At 68.3% G+C, this 19,753-nt stretch carries 13 protein-coding genes and 1 pseudogene; 6 read left to right on the top strand and 8 right to left on the bottom strand.

Annotation, left to right across the window (positions count from 1 at the left end; translation table 11 throughout):
- Positions 1–304 precede the first annotated feature (304 nt).
- From AB1578_07895 to AB1578_07880, 4 genes and pseudogenes are all read right to left on the bottom strand, one after another.
- Entirely contained in the window at positions 305–739 is a 435-nt protein-coding gene (locus tag AB1578_07895) for a PaaI family thioesterase (protein ID MEW6487821.1), read from the bottom strand.
- Between the two features lie 306 nt (positions 740–1,045).
- Positions 1,046–2,095: pseudogene (locus AB1578_07890) on the bottom strand (NAD(P)-dependent alcohol dehydrogenase).
- Between the two features lie 44 nt (positions 2,096–2,139).
- Positions 2,140–2,820: a response regulator transcription factor gene (locus tag AB1578_07885; GenBank protein MEW6487820.1), complete on the bottom strand. Its 681-nt coding sequence runs from the start codon at positions 2,818–2,820 to the stop codon at positions 2,140–2,142.
- The gene (locus AB1578_07880; protein MEW6487819.1) at positions 2,817–4,253 is read right to left on the bottom strand and encodes a PAS domain S-box protein; all 1,437 of its coding nucleotides are present in this window, start codon (positions 4,251–4,253) and stop codon (positions 2,817–2,819) included. The genes AB1578_07885 and AB1578_07880 overlap by 4 nt, the downstream gene beginning before the upstream one ends.
- A gap of 581 nt (positions 4,254–4,834) precedes the next feature.
- Here AB1578_07880 and AB1578_07875 point away from each other — a divergent pair.
- Both AB1578_07875 and argC read left to right on the top strand, forming a co-directional pair.
- Entirely contained in the window at positions 4,835–5,890 is a 1,056-nt protein-coding gene (locus AB1578_07875) for an NAD(P)-dependent alcohol dehydrogenase (protein ID MEW6487818.1), read from the top strand.
- Between the two features lie 635 nt (positions 5,891–6,525).
- On the top strand, positions 6,526–7,560 hold the full coding sequence (gene argC / locus AB1578_07870; protein ID MEW6487817.1) for an N-acetyl-gamma-glutamyl-phosphate reductase: 1,035 nt from the start codon (positions 6,526–6,528) through the stop codon (positions 7,558–7,560).
- A gap of 8 nt (positions 7,561–7,568) precedes the next feature.
- Here argC and AB1578_07865 read toward each other — a convergent pair whose 3' ends face one another.
- From AB1578_07865 to AB1578_07850, 4 genes are all read right to left on the bottom strand, one after another.
- A complete protein-coding gene (locus tag AB1578_07865) occupies positions 7,569–8,897 on the bottom strand; it encodes a CNNM domain-containing protein (GenBank protein ID MEW6487816.1) in 1,329 nt (442 codons plus the stop codon).
- Positions 8,898–8,928: 31 nt separating this feature from the next.
- Complete coding sequence (locus AB1578_07860; protein MEW6487815.1) at positions 8,929–10,698, bottom strand: ABC transporter ATP-binding protein; 1,770 nt, start codon at positions 10,696–10,698, stop codon at positions 8,929–8,931.
- A complete protein-coding gene (locus AB1578_07855; GenBank protein MEW6487814.1) occupies positions 10,695–12,356 on the bottom strand; it encodes an ABC transporter ATP-binding protein in 1,662 nt (553 codons plus the stop codon). Before AB1578_07855 ends, AB1578_07860 begins: the two co-directional genes overlap by 4 nt.
- Positions 12,357–12,478: 122 nt before the next feature.
- Positions 12,479–13,681, bottom strand: coding sequence for a DUF3426 domain-containing protein (locus AB1578_07850; protein MEW6487813.1), 1,203 nt, complete (start codon positions 13,679–13,681; stop codon positions 12,479–12,481).
- Positions 13,682–14,073: 392 nt separating this feature from the next.
- On the opposite strand from AB1578_07850, the gene AB1578_07845 reads away from it, so the two are divergent.
- The 4 genes from AB1578_07845 to AB1578_07830 all read left to right on the top strand — a co-directional run.
- The gene (locus AB1578_07845; GenBank protein MEW6487812.1) at positions 14,074–15,159 is read left to right on the top strand and encodes a sensor domain-containing diguanylate cyclase; all 1,086 of its coding nucleotides are present in this window, start codon (positions 14,074–14,076) and stop codon (positions 15,157–15,159) included.
- 223 nt (positions 15,160–15,382) lie between these two features.
- Positions 15,383–18,175, top strand: a complete 2,793-nt coding sequence (locus AB1578_07840) for a hypothetical protein (GenBank protein ID MEW6487811.1) — start codon at positions 15,383–15,385, stop codon at positions 18,173–18,175.
- Positions 18,172–19,515: a neutral/alkaline non-lysosomal ceramidase N-terminal domain-containing protein gene (locus AB1578_07835; protein MEW6487810.1), complete on the top strand. Its 1,344-nt coding sequence runs from the start codon at positions 18,172–18,174 to the stop codon at positions 19,513–19,515. Before AB1578_07840 ends, AB1578_07835 begins: the two co-directional genes overlap by 4 nt.
- On the top strand, positions 19,512–19,753 hold a 242-nt coding region (locus AB1578_07830; GenBank protein ID MEW6487809.1), incomplete at its 3' end, for a hypothetical protein. The genes AB1578_07835 and AB1578_07830, both read left to right, overlap by 4 nt.

The raw sequence follows: 19,753 nt of genomic DNA, 5'->3' as shown, positions 1-19,753 counted from the left end.
CACGCTCGCCCAGCGGCAGCGGCGCAGCGACCCGATCGCTGCGCGATACCGCTCGCCGGGAGCCCTCGATGGGAGGGCTCCCGGCCGTGCCGCGACGCGGACCCCTTGGCATGACGCCCCTTCCGCCTACGCCCCGGCCAACCCTCCTAGAAAGGAGCGTTTCCCTTCGTTCGCGAGCCGTGCTCCGGAAGGCCCCCGAGGGGCGGGGAGCGGCGGCGCCCGCCGCGCTCACGAAGCCTCGTCGGATGCTGCGGCCCGGCTCCCCGTGGCTGGGGCGGGGTGCAGTCCGCTTAGCCACGTTCTGCTACGGTCGACGGACGACCGCCGTGCCCGTGCCGTGGGCGAAGAGCTGGCCCGCCTCGTTCTTGAGGGTGCCCTCCACCGCGCCGATGGTCCTCGAGAGGTGGAGGAGCCGGCCCTCGGCGATCAGCTCCTGGTCGAAGGGAATCGGCCGGAGCATCTTGACCGACAGGTCGACCATCGCGTGACCGACTCCCACGTCGAGGGCCGTTTGCAGCGCGCACCCGAGCGCCGAGTCGAGCACAGCAGCGACGTACCCACCGTGAACGCCCCCAAACAGGTTCTTGTGGCGCTCGTCCGCATGGGCGAGGAACTTGATGTAACCCCGGCTCGCTTCCACCGGGCGAAGCGGGATCGTGTCGAAGATCGACGGCCGGGGAAACCTGCCGTCGATGATCCCCTGCAAGAGTTCCAGGCCGGTCACGGAGAGTGGGTCCATTGGATGAGCTCCTTCTGAAGGGAGGTAGGACGGGGGAATGGGGACGGCCGGGACGGCCGGCACGTCCTCAGGGAGCGAAGGGAACGCCGCTTTCCAACCTACTCCATGAGCAACCAGTTGGCGAAGAAACGGGGGCTGTTGCACGATCGCCGCGCCCCGACCGACGTACGTACTGCCAGGCTCACGCCGCCCGAAGTCACGCCTGGATCTGTGCAGGGGGCGCGGGGCGACCCGCGTTCCTACTGCGGCCGTTGCCGTCTCGTCCCTTTTCCGTTCCGGAACGGTAGGGCGTCTGGCCGAGACCTCTCAAAACAGAATAAGGGGTTTGATGATATTGTCAGCCTTCTTGCTCATCATCCCGAACGCTTTCTCCAATTGATCGAAACGGAAGGTGTGCGTCGTGAGCTTGGTGGGGTCGATCCGGCCTGTCTCGATGAGCCTCATCATCCGTTTCATGTTCTCTCTTCCGCCGGGGCACAGGACGCTGCGAATGGTCTTGTCGCTCATCCCTCGGCCCCAGGCGTCGATCGGAAGGTCGATACTATCGCCGTCGCTGTGAATCCCCAGGTTCACGATCGTTCCCCCTGGCCGTGTGGTTTGAAGACAGGAGTCCATCGCCATCTGTGAGCCGATCGCCTCCAGGGCCGCGTCAACGCCGACCCCTCTCGTAATTTCTATGATCTCTTCGTCGGGATCCACGGCGGTGAAGTCCAGGGTGATGTCCGCACCGAAAGCTTTTGCCAACTCCAGCCGATTGGGTCGTTTGTCGACGGCGATGATGAGTCCGGCCCCTCTCAGCCGGGCCCCGGCCGTCGCCATCAGACCCACCGGCCCCTGGCCGAAGATCGCCACCGTCCCGCCCAGTGGGATGTCTGCCAGCTCTGCCCCCCGCAGCCCGGTTGGCATCATGTCGGTGGCGTAACACGCCGCCTCGTCGCTGATGGAGTCAGGTACCAACGCCAGGTTGGCCTCCGCGTCGTTCACGTGGAAGTATTCGGCAAACACGCCGTCCTTTAAGTGGGACAGCTTCCAGCCCCCCAGCAGCCCGCCGCAATGGGACGTGGCCCCCTGTTGGCATGGGGCGCAGCGGAAGCACGGCGTGATCGCATTGACCGCGACGCGGTCGCCTTCGTTCACCGCGCGTACTTCGCTGCCGCGCCGGTAGACGATTCCCACCCCTTCGTGGCCAATCGTCAGGTTGTGCTGGACTCCGACCGAGCCCTGGACCGTGTGTCAATCGCTGGTGCAGACCAAGGCGGCGGTCGTCTGGATAATGGCGTCGTTCGGACCCGGTTCCGGTATGGGCTTCTCGACGAAACCGGTCTCTCCGATTCCAAGCATCGCAAAGGCCTTCATGGTCCTGGAGCGCGAGACTCCACTCATCTCCATGGAAAGCTCCCTCAAGTGGGTATGTTGATAATGCCGAGTTTGGCTGCGTATTTGACGACATCTACGATATTGTCGACGTGGAGCTTGTCCATGATCTTGGTCCGGTGGTTCTCCACCGTCTTCGGGCTGATACACAGGTGGGAAGCGATCTGCTTCGTCGTCAGACCTTCCGCCACAAATCTCATGACCTCCTGTTCTCTTTGGGTGAGTTTGTCGTAATTCGATTCTGATGCAGAGAGCGCCCCGGTGCTGCGGTCCAGTACGTATTGTACGATCTCATCCATTGCGGTGTGGTCGAAGTAATAGTGTCCCTTTGAAACGGTATCCAATGCAGTCAAAAGCATGTCAGGAGTACTGTCTTTTACTATAAAGCCGACCGCACCTGACTGAAGGGCTTGGATGATGTATTCCTTCTTTGAGTGCATGCTGATCATGATGACTTTTGTCGGTGGGTGTTGTGAGCAAATCAGGCGGGCCCCTTCCAAGCCGCTATTGCCCGGAAGCGCAATGTCCATCAAGACGATGGGCGGCCTTAGTTCGCCCGCTATCTGGCAAGCCTCTTCGGCGCTGCCCGCCTCGCCGACCACCTCGAATTGAGGGCTTTCATCAAGAAGGAGCTTGAGTCCCTTTCTAAACAACGTGTGGTCGTCTACGAGGAGAATGCCGACCTTTGAATCGGTAGTCAGGCTCATGAGACCCCTCGATCGTCGCCCTGAAAAGGTATCTCGACAAGTATCTTCGTGCCTCGCCCAATCTCGGAGCGCGTTGTCATTCGGCCGTTGAGCAGTCCCACTCGCTCCTTCATGCTCCAGATCCCCATGCCTGCATCCGTGTTGTGCTTCGCTGCCAACCCTTCTACAAAGAAGCCATCTCCGTCGTCTTCAATTCGTATAATGATCTTAGGGTAAGAAAAAACGATGCGAATCGTCGCGTTCTTTGCATTCGCGTGTTTGACAATGTTTGTTAGCCCCTCTTGGACAATACGGTAGACTGCAATCTTTTCGTCGAAATTCATGTTCAGTGCATCCAACCCTGCCGACTTGAAAACGATCGTTAACCCGTGAATCTTCGATATGTTCTTGCATAAGTTGTTGAGCGTACAGACTAAGCCAAGCGTGTTGAGGCTGGGAGGATGAATGGTGAAGACCATCTTCCGGACATCGCTCATGATGCTCTGAAGAGAATCCAGCAATTCCTGTGGCTGAACTGTATGGTCTATACCTGACCGCGGAAGCCTCTTGATAAATGTAGAGAGTTGTATGTTCAGGGCGTACAGGTTCTGCGCTAATTGATCGTGTAAGTCACGCGCAATACCACTAAGTTCCACCTCCCGTGTCCGAATAAGTTGTTGGGAGAGAGTACGAATGCGCTCTTCAGTCTGTTTCCGCACCGTCATGTCTCGCATGTAGCTGATAGTGCCTGTCATCAAATTTTCAGCGTCGGTAAGAGGGGCGCTGGAGATCAAGAGAGGAACGATGGATCCGTCGGCTACATAGGCTTCAATCTCTAGGTTCGTAATTGGAGCCCGATCCAAAATGGTTTGATAGATATCATGACCGGCGTTGGGTCCACTGCGGATGATGTTCCCGATGAAAGAGCCAACGAGAGCATCCCGATTGGTTCCAAACAAGGTTTCGGCACCTCTGTTTACGAGTGTGACGTACCCGTCGCGGTTCGTCACAACGATGGCGTCCATGCAGCTTTCAAGGACACTTTCCAGGAAATTCTTGACGCTGACGACGTTCTTCATCTCCGTTACGTCTCGAACGATGCCTTCCATGGCAACGGGAGTTCCCTTCCCGTCCCGCAGCACAATCCAACGATCGTGCATCCATCTGATGTTGCCATCGTTGTCGACGCAACGGTATTCCATCTCGTCGCCTTCGCGACCATCGGACAACGATGCGACGATTTTTTCCCTCAATTTCTGCCGGTCGGATGAAACAATTCTGTCATTGACAGATGCAGTTGTAGCGATGTCTTTGCACGGGTGACCGAATATTTTTATGAAAGCCGGATTTGTGTATACGTACTTGTTGATGGATAAATTAAAACTATATATTCCGTCCTGGGTGCGGTTGGATAAAGCGTAGAAGCGCTTTCGTGATTCCTGCAATTTGTTCACCTCTCTACAGTAATACAACGAGAGCGATCCGGCCCATCTACTGGAAGCCGCTCATCGTGGCGACCCTCGTGCTATCGGCAAAATACCGCGCTACCACGGGGCCATTGCATCGCTGAAGGCCGCGATGGCCCACGCCGGCCGATGCCGAGAAGGGGTTCCTGATCCTGTGGGGGAAACTCCCTATGGGCCCTTGCACCCGCATGCCGCTCCCTCCGACCCTTGTTGAGTCTCTGGACGGTTGAGCTAGGAGAAAACCCCCAGGAAGAATTTGCCCTGGAATGAGGGTTTGCCCTGATTTACAACGCCGTTTGACACCTCTATTGTGAACTTCGTTGAACGCCTTGTCGAGGAGGCCCGACGGCCCCGGCGGCGAGTGGGCGAAGGAAACCTGGTCTCAGGGAACGGCAGGCTCCGGGACTCGGGGAGGGAACCCGGTTCCAGTTGGAAGCGCACGGTTCGACGACGAGGCTTCGCGTGGCAGTGATGGAAGGCTGCAGGACCGATTCTTTCCGTGGAGTGCGCTGTGCACGTCATCGCGCTCTCCCGTATCCCGCAAGAAGGAGAGGCAAATGGCGAAGATGATGAAAGCGTTCGTGATGAAGAGGATCGGCGAGGTGGGCATCATGGAGAAGCCGATCCCAGGCGACCCGGGCCCCAATGATGCCATCGTCAAGGCCACCACGGCGCTGGTCTGTACATCTGACGTGCATACCGTGAAGGGGGCCATCGGGGAGAGGACGGATCACACGTTGGGGCACGAGGCGTGTGGCATCGTGGACAGGGTGGGCAATGCGGTCAGTTTGTTCAAACCCGGGGATCGCGTTGTTATTGGCGCCATCACGCCGTGCTACAAGTGCGAAAACTGTCAGAGAGGGTTCACGTCTCAATGCGGGCAGCCCCTGGGTGGGTGGAAGTTCGCCAACATCAAGGACGGCAGCTTTGCTGAATATTTCCATGTCAACGATGCTGATGCCAATCTCACCAGCATTCCAGACAACGTGTCCGATGAGGCGGCGTGCTATGCGACCGACATGATGACGACCGGCTTCAAGGGAGCGGAGAATTCCGACATCATCTTGGGCGGCACCGCCGCCGTCTTCGGGCTGGGCCCGGTCGGCCAGATGGCGGCGGTCGGCGCCCGCCTGCTGGGCGCGGGCCTGGTCATCGCGGTTGACAGCATCCCTCAGCGCCTTCAACTCGCGAAGGAGTATGGCGCGGACGTTACGATCGATCTCTCCAAGGTGGATCCCATCCAGAAGATCATGGAACTGACCAACGGGCAGGGGGTGGACTCGGCCATCGAGGCGGTCGGCAACCAATCGGCCTTCGAAGCGTGCATCAATGCCACGCGGCCCGGTGGGACGATTTCCAACGCCGGCTATCATGGCGAGGGGGACTACATCAGCATCCCGCGGCTGGCATGGGGCGTCGGGATGGCCGAAAAGACGATCAAGACGTTGCTGTGTCCCGGCGGAAGTGAGCGCATGAATCGGATGATGCGCCTCATCCAGACCGGACGCGTGGATCCGACAAAGATGACGACGCACCACTTCAAGTTTGACCAGATCGAAAAGGCCTTCTGGATGATGGATACGAAGGAAGACAACATGCTCAAACCGGTGATTCACATCGCGTGAGTTCGCGCGATTGCCCGTTGCTGCGCCCGTCGTCGGAGACGGGCGCAGCAACGTTTCCGTTCAAGACCAATTTCCGCGCCCGGATTACGGTCGCACGAGGATAACACTCGACGTGCTCAGCGCCGGAAGTAAAGGGTAACTGAAATACTGCAATTCAAATCCCCAGGTCCTTCCGAATGCGCTGGGTCAGGGGCGCCGGCTCCCCGACACTCGCCTGTCGTTGCGCCGTGCACGGTACTATCCCCAGGTAGCGCCCCACCGCCGCCGCACAGTACCCGTAGTCCCGGACCGCGATTGCAATGAACGCCCGCCGGGCGGCGACTGACAGGAGGCAGCGCCCGCGGGCTTGTGCCTGCGGATGCGGCCTCTTGCTTGCGACCGGACGGACCCTGCCGAGCGGGCTCCCTCATCGCGCCACCCCCGTGAAGCGAGTACTCCCGTCCTAGCGCACGGCACACGGAGGATGCAAGGGAAACGTGGGACGTGAAGCGTAGGGCCCCTCTCTCTCCCAACGGCCAATCGCCAACGGCCAACGGCGCCGTCGTCCGGGCCTTCCTTCCCGGGTCCCCTTCTCGTACACTGGCGCTCCCTCATCCGGGGCGTTGTCCGCAGCCCACACCTTGCGGGAGGTTTCCATGCTCTCCGTCGGCATCATCGGCGCCAGCGGCTACACCGGGGCGGAGCTCCTGCGCCTTCTGCACGTCCACCCCCACGCCCGGGTCACGGTCATCACGTCGCGCACCTACGCGGGGCGTCCGCTCGGGGAGTGCTTTCCGAGCCTGGGGCAGCTCGATCTCACCTTCGAGAGCCACGAGACGCCGGCGGTGCTCGACCGGGCGGAGGTCTTCTTTCTGGCGCTGCCCCACAAGGCCAGCATGGCCGCGGCGCCGGGGCTCCTGGCCCGGGGCAAGAAGGTCGTGGACCTCTCGGCGGACTTTCGATTCGCGGACCCTTCCGTGTACCAGATCCACTACGGGCCCCACGCCTGCCCCGAGCTGCTGGCGGAGGCGGTGTACGGCCTTACCGAGGTGCACGGGGCGGCGGTGGAGCGGGCCCGGCTGGTGGGAAACCCCGGGTGCTACCCCACGAGCGTGCTCCTGCCGCTCGTTCCGCTCTTGCTGGAGCGGGCGGTGTGCCCGGAGGGGATCGTGGCGGACTCCAAGTCCGGCGCGTCGGGCGCCGGGCGCGAGGCCACCCAGGGCATGCTCTTTTGCGAGGTGAACGAGGGCTTCAAGGCGTACAAGGTGGCGGCCCACCGCCACGAGCCCGAGATCCGAAGCCAGCTCGAGTGGGCCGCCGGGTCGGAGGTGCCCCTGGTCTTCACGCCCCACCTGGTGCCCATGGACCGGGGCATCCTCTCCACGGTCTACGCCCTGCCCCGGGAGGGCACCGACGCGGCGCGGGTGCGGGAGATCTGGAAGGAGTTCTACCGGGGCGCGCCCTTCCTGCGGGTGCTCGAGGGGGACGCCCTGCCCAGTACCGCCTACGTCAAGGGCTCCAACGCCTGCCACATGGCGGCGGTGGACCACCGCCCCTCGGGGCGGCTCGTGCTCGTGAGCGCCATCGACAACCTGGTGAAGGGGGCGAGCGGCCAGGCCGTGCAGAACCTGAACCGGATGATGGGGTGGGAGGAAGATGCGGGGCTTCGCAGCCCCGCGCTGTTCCCCTGAGGGAGGGGTCAGGCCTTGCGCTTGGCCCCCTGCGCCGGCACCTTGCCCTTGCCGGGGGAGGAGGGCGGCACGGGGGTCACCCGCACCAGGAGCACCCGGTGGCGGCCGGTGCGCTCCACCCGGAAGATCGAGTTTCCGTGGCGCACGGTCTCCCCCACCTCGGGGATGTGGCCCAGCCGGGTCATGACGAAGCCCCCGAGGGTGACGTCGGTGTCGGTGGGGAGCTTGAGCTTGAGGCGCTGGTTCACGTCGCGGATCGAGAGGCCCCCCTGCACCAGGACCTCCCCGCCGGGCAGGAAGCGCAGCGACTCTCCCTCCACGTCGTGCTCGTCCCGGATCTCTCCCACGATCTCCTCCAGCACGTCCTCCAGGGTGACGATGCCCTCCACCCCCCCGTACTCGTCCACCACCACGGCCATGTGGGTGCGCCGGGTCTGGAACTCGTAGAGCATGGCTTCCAGGTCCTTGGACTCGGGCACGAAGAAGGGCTCCCGGGCGATGGCGGCGAGGCTGCCTTCCCCCCCCCTCGGTTTGGCCACCAGGGCCAGGGCGTCGCGGGCGTGGGCGATGCCCAGGATCTCGTCGAGGTTCTCCCGGAAGACCGGAAGCCGGGTATAGCCCGTGGTGACGAAGGCCTCGGCCGCCTCCCCCAGGGGGGTGGCCACGTCGAGGGCGCGGACGCGGGTGCGGGGCACCATGATCTCGCGCACGGTCTGCCGCCCCATCTGGAAGATGCCGTGGAGCATGCGGCGCTTGCTCTCGGCCACGGCGCCCGCGTCTCCGCCCTCGGTGAGCAGGGCGCGGATCTCGTCCTCCGAGAGGCTGGGGCGGGGAACGGCCTCGGGCCGGGCGCCGAAGGCGCGCAGCAGGCCGTTGGAGAGGAAGGTCACCGTGACCACTGCAGGGTAGAGCACCCGCCGCAGCAGGGCAAAGACGGGCGCCACGGCCAGCGCAACGGTCTCGGCCCGCTGGCTCGCGAAGGTCTTGGGGGCGATCTCGCCGAAGACCAGGAGCAGCAGGGTCATGCCGCCGGTGGCCAGCGCGATGCCCCGTTCGCCGAAGACGGACAGGGCCACGGCGGTGGCGATGGCCGAGGCGGCGATGTTCACCACGTTGTTTCCCACCAGGATGGTCCCGAGCAGGAGATCCCGGCGCTCCATGAGGGTCTGGTGGGTGCGGGCGCGCCGGTTTCCCTTGCGGGCCAGGTAGCGCATCTTGAGCCAGTCGGCGCCCAGCAGCCCGGTTTCCGACCCGGAGAAGAAGGCGGAGAGCAGGATCAGCGCGGCCAGGAGCGCCAGGAGCTCGGGCAGGTGTTCGGGGGGGATCGTCTCTCCCATCGGCGGTGTCCTCGGGTTCGAGTTCCCGGCCTCAGGCGGCCGGGCGGCGGAACTGGAGCTCGTAAAGGGTGCGGTACAGACCGCCGCGGCGCAAGAGCTCCCCGTGGGTGCCTTCCTCCGCCACGCGCCCCCGGACCAGCACCACCACCCGGTGGGCGCGGCGCACGGTGGCCAGGCGGTGGGCCACCACGAGGCTGGTGCGGCCCTGGAACAGGGTTTCCAGGGCCCCCTCGATCTGGGCTTCCGTGGCCTGGTCCACCTCGGAGGTGGCCTCGTCCAGCACGAGCAGGCGCGGGCTGCCGGCCAGGGCCCGGGCAAAGGCTACCAGTTGGCGCTGGCCCGCGCTCAGGAGGGCGCCCTCCTCCAGTACCGGGGTGTCGTAGCCCTTGGGCAGCGCCAGCACGGCCTCGTGGAGACCCACGGCCCGGGCGGCCGCCTCTGCGGCGGCGCGGTCCACCTGGGGCCGGCCCAGGCAGATGTTGTCGAGCACCGTGCCCCGGAAGAGGAACACCTCCTGGGGCACCAGGGCCACCTGCTCCCGGTAGGACCCGAGCTCCAGGTCCCTGAGGTCGCGCCCGTCCACCCGCAGGGTTCCCGCGGTGGGGCTGTGGAAGCCCAGGAGCAGGCTCACCAGGGTTGACTTGCCCGCCCCGGTGGGTCCCACCAGGGCCACGACCTCCCCGGGGCGGACGGCCAGGGAGAGGTCCTGGAGCACGGGGGGGCCGCCGTCGTAGGCGAAGCCCACGCGGTCGAGCTCCAGGGCCCCCCCCAGCCGCGGCCGGCCCGAGCCCCCGGGAGCCTCCTCGGGCAGGTCCAGGAACTCGGCGATGCGCTCCACGGCCGCCAGAGAGGCCTGGAGGACGTTGTACTTCTCGCTCAGGTCCCGCAAGGGCCGGAAGAACTTCTGCAGGTACTCGATGAAGGCCACGAGCACACCGAACGTGACCGCCTCCCGCACCACGGCGCCGCCCCCCTGCCAGAGCAGGAACGCCAGGGCCAGGGCGGCCACGAGCTCCACCAGCGGGAAGAAGAGGGCGTAGAGGGTCACGGAGCGTAGAAAGGCGTCGCGGTGCTCGGCGTTGGCCCGGCCAAACTCGCCTTCCGCCCACGTCTCGGCGCCGAAGGCCCGCAGGACCTCGGTGCCCCGCAGGAACTCCTGGAGCCGGCCGGTGAGGCGCGCGGTCTTCTCCCGGGTGGTCCGGTAGACGGCCCGCATGCGCCGCCGGAAGACCTCGGTGACGCCCAGGAGAAGCGGTAGGGTCGCGCAGGAGACCAGGGCGAGAAACGGGTCCAGGTGCACCATCGCGGCGAGGATGCCCACCAGGAGGAGCACGTCCCCCACCAGGGCCGCGACGCCCGAGCTGAAGAGGTCGGAGAGCGCCACCACGTCCGAGGTGATCCGCGACAGGGTGCGGCCCGCGGGGGTGGCGTCGAAGTAGCCGGCCGGGAGGCGCTGTGCCTTGGCGAAGAGGGCCGAGCGCAGGGAGCGCAGCACGTCCTCGCCCCGAATGCGCACGAGCATCGTCTGGGCCGCGTCGAGCAGCCCCTCCAGGAGTTGGGCGGCCAGGAAGAGGACCGCGTAGGGCAGGAGCTCCCCGGGCGCGCCCCGGGCGATGGGGCCGTCGATGGCGAGCTTGATCAGGTAGGGCCCGGCGAGCTTCGCGGCCGCGGCGAGCCCCATGAGCGCGATGCCGGCGCCGAAGGAAGCGGCGTAGGGCTTCACGAAGGGCCACAGGCGGCGCAGGAGGCGCCAGTCCACCGCCCGGTCCGGGACTTCGCGGCCGCCCGCGGCGCGGCTCACGCCGCCTCCTCGCCCAACTCGCGCCGCAGCTCCTCTTCCCGGTAGAGGCGCAGGTACTCGGGGCAGGACTGCAAGAGCTCCCGGTGCCGGCCCCGGGCGGCCACGGTGCCGTCGCGCAGAAACCAGACCTCCTCGGCGTCGTCCACCTCGGAGCCCCGGTGGGAAACGACCAGGAGGGCCGCCTCGGGCAGGGCGCGGCGGATGCCCGACAGCACCCGCCGGGCGGTCTCGGTGTCGAGGCTCGAGAGCGCGCAGTCCAGGAGCAGGCACTGGGGGCGCCCGTAGAGCGCCCGAGCGATCGCCAGCCGCTGGCGCTGCCCTCCGGAGAGGGTGATGCCCCCTTCGCCCACGAGCGAGTCCGGTCCCCGGGGCATGGCGGCCACCTCCGCCGCGAGCCCGGCCGCCTCCAGGGCCCAGGCGAGGCGCTCTGCCTGCCGGGGCCGTCCCAGGCACACGTTGGCCGCCACCGTGTCGGCGAAGAAGAAGTCCTCCTGGGGCACCAGGGCCATGTGGGAGCGCAGGACTCCCGCGTCCACCGCGTCCAGGGGGACCCCGTGGAGGGCGATCGATCCCCGAACCGGGCGCCGCAGGCGTGCCAGGAGCCCCACGAGGGTGGACTTTCCCGAGCCGGTGGCTCCCACCAGCCCCCGAAAGCCTCCCTGGGGGAGCTCCAGGTCCACGCCCCGGAGCACCTGGCTGCGGGTCCCCTCGTGGGCGAAGCACACCCCCCGGGCTGCCAGGCACGGCCCGCGGCCCGGCTCGGGCCGCCGGTCTCCCGGCGGGTCGTGGGGCCACTCGAGCACCTCCCGGAGGCGGTCGAGGGCGGCGGCGCCCCGCTGCACCAGGCTCAGGGTCCACCCCAGGGCCACCATCGGCCAGGTCAGCATGGCCAGGTAGGCGTTGAAGGCCACGAAGTCGCCCAGGCTCAGGGTGCCCCGGGCCACCCAGGCGCCCCCGAGTCCCAGCACGGCAATCTGGCCCAGCCCGGCGAGCACTCCCACCAGGGGGAAGAGCAGCGACCACGTGCGCACCACCCGGGCCTGGGCGTCGCGCACGGCGCGGTTGGCCTCATCGAAGCGGGTCTCCTGCCAGGCTTCCCGGTGGTAGGCGCGCACGACCCGAATCCCGGCGAGCGCCTCCTGGACCAGGGCGGAGAGATCCCCCTGGCGCTCGTTTGCGGCGAGGTAGCGGCGGTGGAGCCGGGGCGAGTACCGGCGCACCAGCACCGAGACCACCGGGAACGGCACCAGGGCGACGGCCGTGAGCAGGGGGTGGATGCGCCACAGGAGCGCGGTGGCGGATGCGAGCAGGATCAGTGTCTGGAGGAAGTTCAGGGCGCCTGCCCCGAGGAAGAGCCGCACGTCTTGCAGGTCGTGGGTCGCCCGGCTCACGAAGTCGCCCCGGCGCCCGGCCTCCAGGCGGGAGGCGGGGAGCCGGATCAGGTTGGCGAAGTAGGTGCCCCGCAGGTCGTGCTCCACCCGGCGCGCACCGCCGAGAAAGAGGCGGCGGGATGCGAACTTGAAGACGCCCTGGCAGGCGGCCAACGCCACGAGGACCAGGGCGTAGCGGGTCAGGAGGGCTGCACCTTCCGGGGCCTGGAGCGCGTCGATGGCGTCGCGCAGCACCCACGGCGCGGCCAGTTGGAACGCGCTGGCCAAGACAAGGCTGCCCGACCCGAGGACGAACGCGCAGAGGTGGGGACGCAGGTGGGGAACAAGCGGGGTGAAGCGGCCGATGGGGTCCTCCGGGGGCGGAGCCTACGAGGTCATTGCCTGTGCTCTCAGGTGCCGGAGCCGGACCGGGCGTCCACCGGGCGCGCGCTGAACTTGTCCACGCCGTCGGGAGGAGCCGGGAAGACCACGGTAAACGGGACCCGGGCGCCGGGTCCCACCTCCATGTTCTGCATGGCGTCGCCCACCTCGTTCTGGAGGCGCGCCTCGATCTGCGCATCCGAGAGGTTCTGGAGCTCGGCGTCGGAGAGTACGTTGCCCGAGTAGACCTGCTTGGTCGCCAGGGTCTTTCCGTCCTTGCCGTAGAGGCTTCCCTCCACCCGGATCAGGCTCTGGGACCCGGACGCCCGGTTCACCACCTCGCCGCGGATCACGAACACCCGCCGCCCCGCGCGCACCTCGCGGTAGTAGCCGTTCAGGCCTTCCACCCCCAGCACGGCCTCGATCTGGCGGCTCTGCCAGAGGCTACGCACCTTGGCGGGGCTCAAGAAGGTGAAGGCCTCGGGGTGCTGAGCGAGGTTGTATCCCGTGTAGCCGAGGGTGACGAGCGCCACCAGGGCGACCACCCAGAAGAGGGGCGAACGCCGCCGGTCCCTGGCCAGGATGGGAGAGGGGCGTGCAGCGGGCTCCGGGCGCCGGGGGCCCCGCTGGATGTCCAGGCGGGGGACTTCGTCGGAGGTTGCCGCCCCCCTGCTCTCGCGGCCCCGCGGGGTGATGAGATCCTCTCCGCGAACCTGTTCCAGGGGTTCCCGGGCGGGGGGGGCGGCCGGTAGGGGCTCCCCGCGCAGGTCCAGGTCGAGCCCCTTGTCCAGGTCGTCGAAGTCCCCCAGGTCGAGCTCCCCGAGGGCGCTCAAGGTCTCGTCGGTGAGGCCCTGGGGCTCGGGCTCTTCCCGCTCCGGAAGGTCCGACGGGGAGGGCAGCGCCGTGCTCGACAGCGCTTCGGCCAGGTCGACGCCGCCCCTGGCGGAGAAGTCGAAGTCCTCGAAACGCGCCTCGGGAGCCCGGCCGGCCTCCGGCGGGGAGGGGGCGTCAGGGGAGCCGGGCTCCGGAGGAAAGGGGGGCGGTGACGCCGGGGAAGCGCCGAAGCTCTCGAAGTCCCGTTCGGCGGGGGGAGGGGAGGGGGGCTGGGCCGAGCGGGCGCGGACCCCAAAGGTGTGACCGCACGAGGAGCACCGCACCTTCACGGCCCCTCGCGCGAGCTTTTCGTCCGGTACCTCGTAGAGCGCTTGGCAGCGGCTGCAGGCGACCCGCATGGTGCCCCCGAAGGACGTTTTTTGACGGAGTTCTCAAAACTTTGGGCATACTAGCCGAAGAGGTACAGGGGTGCAAGGCGGCGCCTGCCCCACGATCTACCACCTGGGTGGCAAGCGGGGTCCGGGAGCCCTTGCGCTCCGCCCCGCAATCCGCGATGTTCGCAGGCAGCGTCTTCGAGGGCGAAGGTGCGCCGAGCCGCACCGGTTTCGGTCGGGCTGCCGCGGATCGGTCGAGGCGGCACGGGGCCCTGATCCATGGCCAGGGCTCCCGGACCCTGCCCAGGCACCTGGTGGTGGATTCAGGTGCCGTCCGTGCCCCGGTGCCGAACACTGCAACGGCGCGGTCCGCGGCAGCGATCCCGGAAAATGCCCGACGTGCAAAGCGAGGAGCAATGGCCCCTGCGCCCCAGCGCAAGTCCCGAAAATCAGCCCCGCCGGGCGGCGAGCAGCAGCTCCTCGCGCTGCTCGAGCGCCGCAGCGAAGAGCTCGCGACCCTCGTGGAGATCGGCAAGGCCCTGACCTCCACCCTGGATCTGCGGGAGGTGCTCGGCGCCATCATGGAGAAGGTGAGCGGGCTCTTGCGGCCGAAGAACTGGTCGCTGCTCCTGGTGGACGACGCCACCGGCGATCTCACCTTCGAGATCGCGGTCTCCCCCGCGGCGGACCGCCTCAAGGGGATTCGCCTCAAGAAGGGCGAGGGCATCGCCGGCTGGGTGGCGCTCCACGGGGAGCCGCTCCTCATCCCCGATGTGACCCGGGACGCGCGCTTCGCCCCCGGAGTGGACGAGGCGGTGGCATTTACCACCCGCTCCATCGTGTGCGTACCCCTGCGGTGCAAGAACCGCGTCCTGGGGGTCGTGGAACTGCTCAACAACATGGACGAGGGGGAGTTCTCGGAAGCGGATCTCCAGATCCTCTCCACCATCGCCGACTTCGCGGCGATCGCCATCGAGAACGCCCGCTACTTCGAGAAGGTGCGCGAGCTCATCATTACCGACGACCTCACGGGGCTCTACAACGCGAGGCATCTCCTGGAGTACCTGGACCACGAGGTGGACCGGGCCCGCCGCTACGGCATGCCCTTGTCCCTGGTCTTCCTGGACCTGGACCGTTTCAAGGACATCAACGACACCCACGGGCATCTGGTGGGCAGCCGCCTGCTCACCGAGGTGGGCCAGCTCGTTCGGGTCCACGTGCGGTCCTCCGACGTCGCCGCCCGGTATGGCGGCGACGAGTTCGTGGTGGTCCTGCCCAACACCGCAAAGGACGGCGCGCTCACCGTGGCCTCGAACCTCCGCCACAAGATCAAGGAGCACTACTTCCTCTCCGACCAGGGCTACCGCATTCGCCTCACCGCGAGCTTCGGCGTGGCCACGTACCCCGAGGACGCCCAGAGCAAGCTCGCCCTGATCCGCCTGGCCGACCAGGCCATGTACCGCGTCAAGGAGACCACCCGCGACGCCGTGCTCAGCGCCTGAGGCGAGCGGATCCGGCGCCCAATCCCGGGGCGTCATCCCACCACAAGCGTCTTTCCGGAGGGGAAGGGACCCGCGCCGGGCCGGGGACCGCCGCGCTCCGGGGCGGGGTCTCGCCCCGCGCCCCCGCTCGTAGGAAGGCGCACGCAGCTGCGGCCCTTTGACACCCCGGGAGCCCTGGGTACCCTCTTTGGGGCCGCCCACCTACCCGCGGCGGGGAGCCATCGTGACCCGATCTCGTGCCGGCATCGTGCCGGCCGCCCTCCTGTGCGCAGCGCTCGCCTCGTGCACGCCCCACGTCGTGCTCGAGAACCTCCGGCGGGAGCTCGAGGCCCTGGCCGAGGCCCGTCGGCCCCTCCCCCTGCCCGAGCCGTTCCGCGACTTCGCCGGGGCCATCCACGTCCACACCGAGCTCTCCCACGACAGCGAGGGCACCCTGGAAGAGATCGCCCAGGCCAGCCGGGAGGCCGGCAGCGCCTTCGTGATCACCACCGACCACCACCGCCCCCGGGTCTACGAGCAGGGCTTTCGGGGGTGGCTCGACGGGGTCCTCTTCGTGCGGGGCTCCGAGATCACCAAGGATTGCCGCGGCCCGACGGGAGCCGGCTGCAACAGCCTCCTGGTCCTGGGTCTCGACGAGCCGGTGCAGAGGCACAGCATCCCCATGGAGGAGGTGATCCGGGACGTGAAGGCCCGGGGCGGCCTCGCCTTCGCCGCCCACCCGGACGGCTTCCGGAACTGGGATTCCCCCATCGACGGGATGGAGGTCTACGACATCCTCGACGACGCGGCGGAAAACCGCTTGAAGTGGCCCAAGTGGTTCCTGGACGTCCTCTATTCCTACCCCGAGTACCGGCGGGAGGTCTTCCTGGGCATCCTCGACCCGCCCCGCCGGGGGCTGGAACGGTTCGACGAGATCACGAGGACGCGGCGTATCACGGCCATCGCCGGCAACGACTCCCACCAGAACCTGAAGTTTCGCGGCTTCGTGGCGGACCCGTACGACGTGACTCTGCGGTTCGTCCGAACCCACGTGCTGGCCCCCACCCTGGACGAGGAGCAGCTGCTCTCCGCCCTGGTCGCCGGCCGGGCCTACTTCTCCTTCGACGGCCTCGTCGATGCAACCGGGTTCGGCTACTGGGCGGAGGACGGGGGGTTCGCCGGGGTGATGGGGGCCGAGGTCGTGGAGACGCCGACCCTGGTCCTGAGGGTCCAGACGCCGCTTCCCGGGAGGATTCGGGTGGTGGCGGGGGGACAGGTGGTTCGAGAGGTCGACGGCACCGACCTCTCCCTGGCGCCGTCGGGACCAGGTGCCTATCGGGTGGAGGTGTCCCTCTTCGTGGCCCACCGGTGGTGGCCGTGGATCTATTCGAACCCGATCTACGTCCGGGAGGCCCGGGGACGGGAGGAGGGTGAGGAAGCCCGGGGAGAAGGGGCCGCCGTGCTGGCCGGTGCCGCGGCTCGCCCGATCACCCCTGTCGATCCGGACGGCCGGGTGTGGGCCGAGCCCTTCGCCGACGCGAACGGCAACGGCCGCTACGACGCCCCCCATCCCCTGCGCCCCTGGGCCCACGCTGACCCCTTCACGGACCTCAACGGCAACGGCAAGTGGGACGGGCCCTTCCTGGCCGGGTTCCAGCACCGGGGAGACTACTACGTGGCGACGGGGGTCCACGACCCCCTCTGGGCGCGGGCCCTCGTGCTGCGGGCCGGCGGTACGGCGGTCGCGCTCGTCGTCCTGGACCTCATCGGCCTCTTGCGCGACGAGGTCCTGGCAATTCGCGAGGCGGTGGCTGACCTCGGCCTCGACTACGTGGCCGTGGCCTGCACCCACACCCACGCCGGGCCGGACTCCCTGGGCATTTGGGGCCCCAACCCCTGGACCGACGGGAAGGATCCCCGCCTGCTGGCCCACGTGCGCCGGCAGGCGGCGGCAGCGATCCGCGACGCGGCGGCGTCTGCGGTCCCCGTGCAGCTTACCCTGGCCGAGACCCGCTTTCCGCGGGAGTTCGGGGCCCTCATCCGAGACCGGCGGGACCCCATCGTCGTCGACGACCGCCTCCTGGCCCTGCGGGCGGAAGCTCTCTCGGGCGAGACCGTGGCCATCCTGGTCAACGGCGCGGTGCATCCGGAGACCCTGGGGCAGGAGACGGGCCTCCTGAGCTCCGACTTCCCCCACTTCCTGCGCGAGGGCCTGGAGCAGGGCGGCTTCGTGGCGGGCGGCAAGGAGGTGGAGGGGTGGGGCGGCGTCGCCCTGTACTTCAGCGGCGCCCTGGGAGGGCTCCTCACGACGCTGGGGACCCGGGTCGGCGACGAGGAGGGGCGTGTGCTGCCCCAGCGCTCCTTCGAGAAGACCCGGCGGATCGGGGAGCTCGCAGCCTGGGCGGTGACGCGGGCGCTGCGGGGTGCGCCGCCGGCCGAGGTCTCCGGCCTGGAGGTGGCCAGCCGCACCTTCTTCCTCCCCGTGGACAACCTCGCCCTGCGGCTGGCCAACGCCTTCGGCGTCATCCACCGCACCACCTACCGGGGCGGCCGCCGTGCCGGGGTCTGGGGGGACGAAGTGGAGACCGAGGCGGCCGTCGTCACCTTGACGGGGTCCCGAGGCCCCGTCGCCCGGCTCCTGACCGTGCCGGGGGAGGCGTTCCCGGAGCTCGTGCTGGGGGGGCACCTCTCCGGCGGGGAGGAGTGCTGGCGGACGACCGCCCGCAAGGAGGAGATGTACGGGGAAGGCCGAGAGCGGGTCGGCGCCGCCCACCCGGGCGTTCCCCCCGAGCCGGCCTGGGCCGGGTACGCGACGGGGGCGCCCCTCTTCGTCCTGGGCCTCGCCAACGACGAGCTCGGCTACGTGGTGCCGGCCAACGACTTCGTCTTTCCGCGCTACTTGCCCCGGCGCCGGTACGGAACCGACCGCTGCGGCGACGCAAACCACTACGAGGAGACCCTCTCGGCGAGCTCCCGCCTTGCGCCGGTCTTGAGCCGGGCTGTGGCGGAACTCCTGGAGGAGGGCGGCCGGCCGTGAGCGCGGCGCTCGGGCCGAGGGGGGCCCGACGAGGAGCTTGGGCGCTTCTGTGCCTCTTCCTGTCCGGCTGCCTCCCGCTCGACCACACCCCCCTCGAGGAGCAGCCCTTCTACGGGGGCACCCGGGAGGCGATCGCGGGGTTTGCCGCCCCCCCGGCCCGGGCCGGCCCCCTGCGGGCAGGCGCGGCGCGGGTCGAGCTCACGCCCCCCGCCGGCGTCCCCCTGGGGGGGCATGGGGGGAGGAGGTCCGCGGGCGTCCACGACCCGGTCTACGCCCGCGCCCTCGTCCTCGCCAACGGCCTGACCACGGTCGCCCTCGTCTCGGCCGACCTCCTCGCCGTCGCGGACCACCTCGCCGGGGCCGTGGCGCGCGCCGTTGCGAGGGAGCTCCCCGTCGCCCCCGAGGGTTTGATGATCGCCGCCACCCACACCCACTCCGGCCCCGGGGCCCTGGGCCGCCGGCTCTGGGAGCGGGCGGCCGCCGGAAGCTTCGACCCGGCGTTCTTCGACCACACGGTAGAGCGCCTGGCGCGCGCCGTCGCCGAGGCCCACGCTCGGCTCGAGCCGGTGTGGCTCACGGAGCGGCGCTTCGAGGCGCCGGACCTGATCGCCAACCGCAGGGTGCGGGGCGGCGCCGTGGACCCGAAGGTGCGCGTCCTCGTCCTCGACGCCCGGGGCTCTCCCCGCAGGAGCTACCTGGTGAACTTCGCCGCCCACGCCACGGTCCTGGGCAAGGGCAACCGCCTTGTCTCGGGCGACTACCCCGGCTTCCTCTGCCGGACCCTCGAGGAACAGGGCGACGCCGTGGCCCTCTTCACCGCCGGCGCCGTGGCGGACCAGCGGCCCAAGCCGCCCGAGGGGCAAGACCCCTTCGCGCGGGCCGAGAAGATGGGAAGGCTCCTGGCCGAGCGGGTGCGTGCAGCGCCTGCCCTGGCTCCCCCCCGCGCCGGGGCGGCGCTGTGGGCCCGGGCCGTCGAGGTCCCCCTGCCGCCCCCCCAGATCAAGGTCACCCGGACCCGGCGCCTCCCCTCCTTCGTGGGCAGCCTCTTCCTGGACCGCACCGCCCGCCTCCAGGTGCTGGGGATCGATTCCCTCCTCCTGGCGGGAATCCCCGCCGAGGTGGGCGCCGAAGTCGGCCTGGAGTGGAAGGACCGCGCCCGGGCCGCAGGCATGGAGCTCCTCGTGGTAAGTCTCGCCAACGACTACGTCGGGTACGTGCTCCCGGCGCCGCGCTACGCCGACCCCGTCTACGAGGCGCGGATGGCCCTCTACGGCCCCCACCTGGCCGAGTACCTGGGTCGGTTCCTGTTAGCCGCCCTGGGAGGGGGGCAAGGGAGATGAGCCCGAGCACCCCCCGGAGGGCTCCGGCGGGAGCCCTCTCCTCCCCGAGGCCGGGCCGGCGCCGGGCGCTTGCCGCGCTGTGCCTGTTCCCGGCCGCCCTGTGCTTTGCTCCGGGGCTCGGGTGCCGCTACGGCGATTCCGGCGGGGACGTACCCTCCGTCCGCGCCCCGGCGCTCCCCCCGCTCCTGGACCGCGATCCCCGGGGCTACTTCGGCCAAGCCCCCGTGGAGGAGGGACC

This window comes from Thermodesulfobacteriota bacterium, from assembly GCA_040756475.1.
Classification (GTDB): Bacteria; Desulfobacterota; Deferrisomatia; order Deferrisomatales; family JACRMM01; genus JBFLZB01.
Note: the sequence above shows the minus strand (reverse complement) of the source record. Positions and strands in the feature narration are given on the sequence as shown.

Coding starts and splice junctions, on each gene's coding strand:
- AB1578_07895 (MEW6487821.1), bottom strand. CDS start 739: ATGGACCCACTCTCCGTGACCGGCCTGGAACTCTTGCAGGGGATCATC.
- AB1578_07885 (MEW6487820.1), bottom strand. CDS start 2,820: ATGAGCCTGACTACCGATTCAAAGGTCGGCATTCTCCTCGTAGACGAC.
- AB1578_07875 (MEW6487818.1), top strand. CDS start 4,835: ATGAAAGCGTTCGTGATGAAGAGGATCGGCGAGGTGGGCATCATGGAG.
- argC (MEW6487817.1), top strand. CDS start 6,526: ATGCTCTCCGTCGGCATCATCGGCGCCAGCGGCTACACCGGGGCGGAG.
- AB1578_07865 (MEW6487816.1), bottom strand. CDS start 8,897: ATGGGAGAGACGATCCCCCCCGAACACCTGCCCGAGCTCCTGGCGCTC.
- AB1578_07850 (MEW6487813.1), bottom strand. CDS start 13,681: ATGCGGGTCGCCTGCAGCCGCTGCCAAGCGCTCTACGAGGTACCGGAC.
- AB1578_07845 (MEW6487812.1), top strand. CDS start 14,074: ATGGCCCCTGCGCCCCAGCGCAAGTCCCGAAAATCAGCCCCGCCGGGC.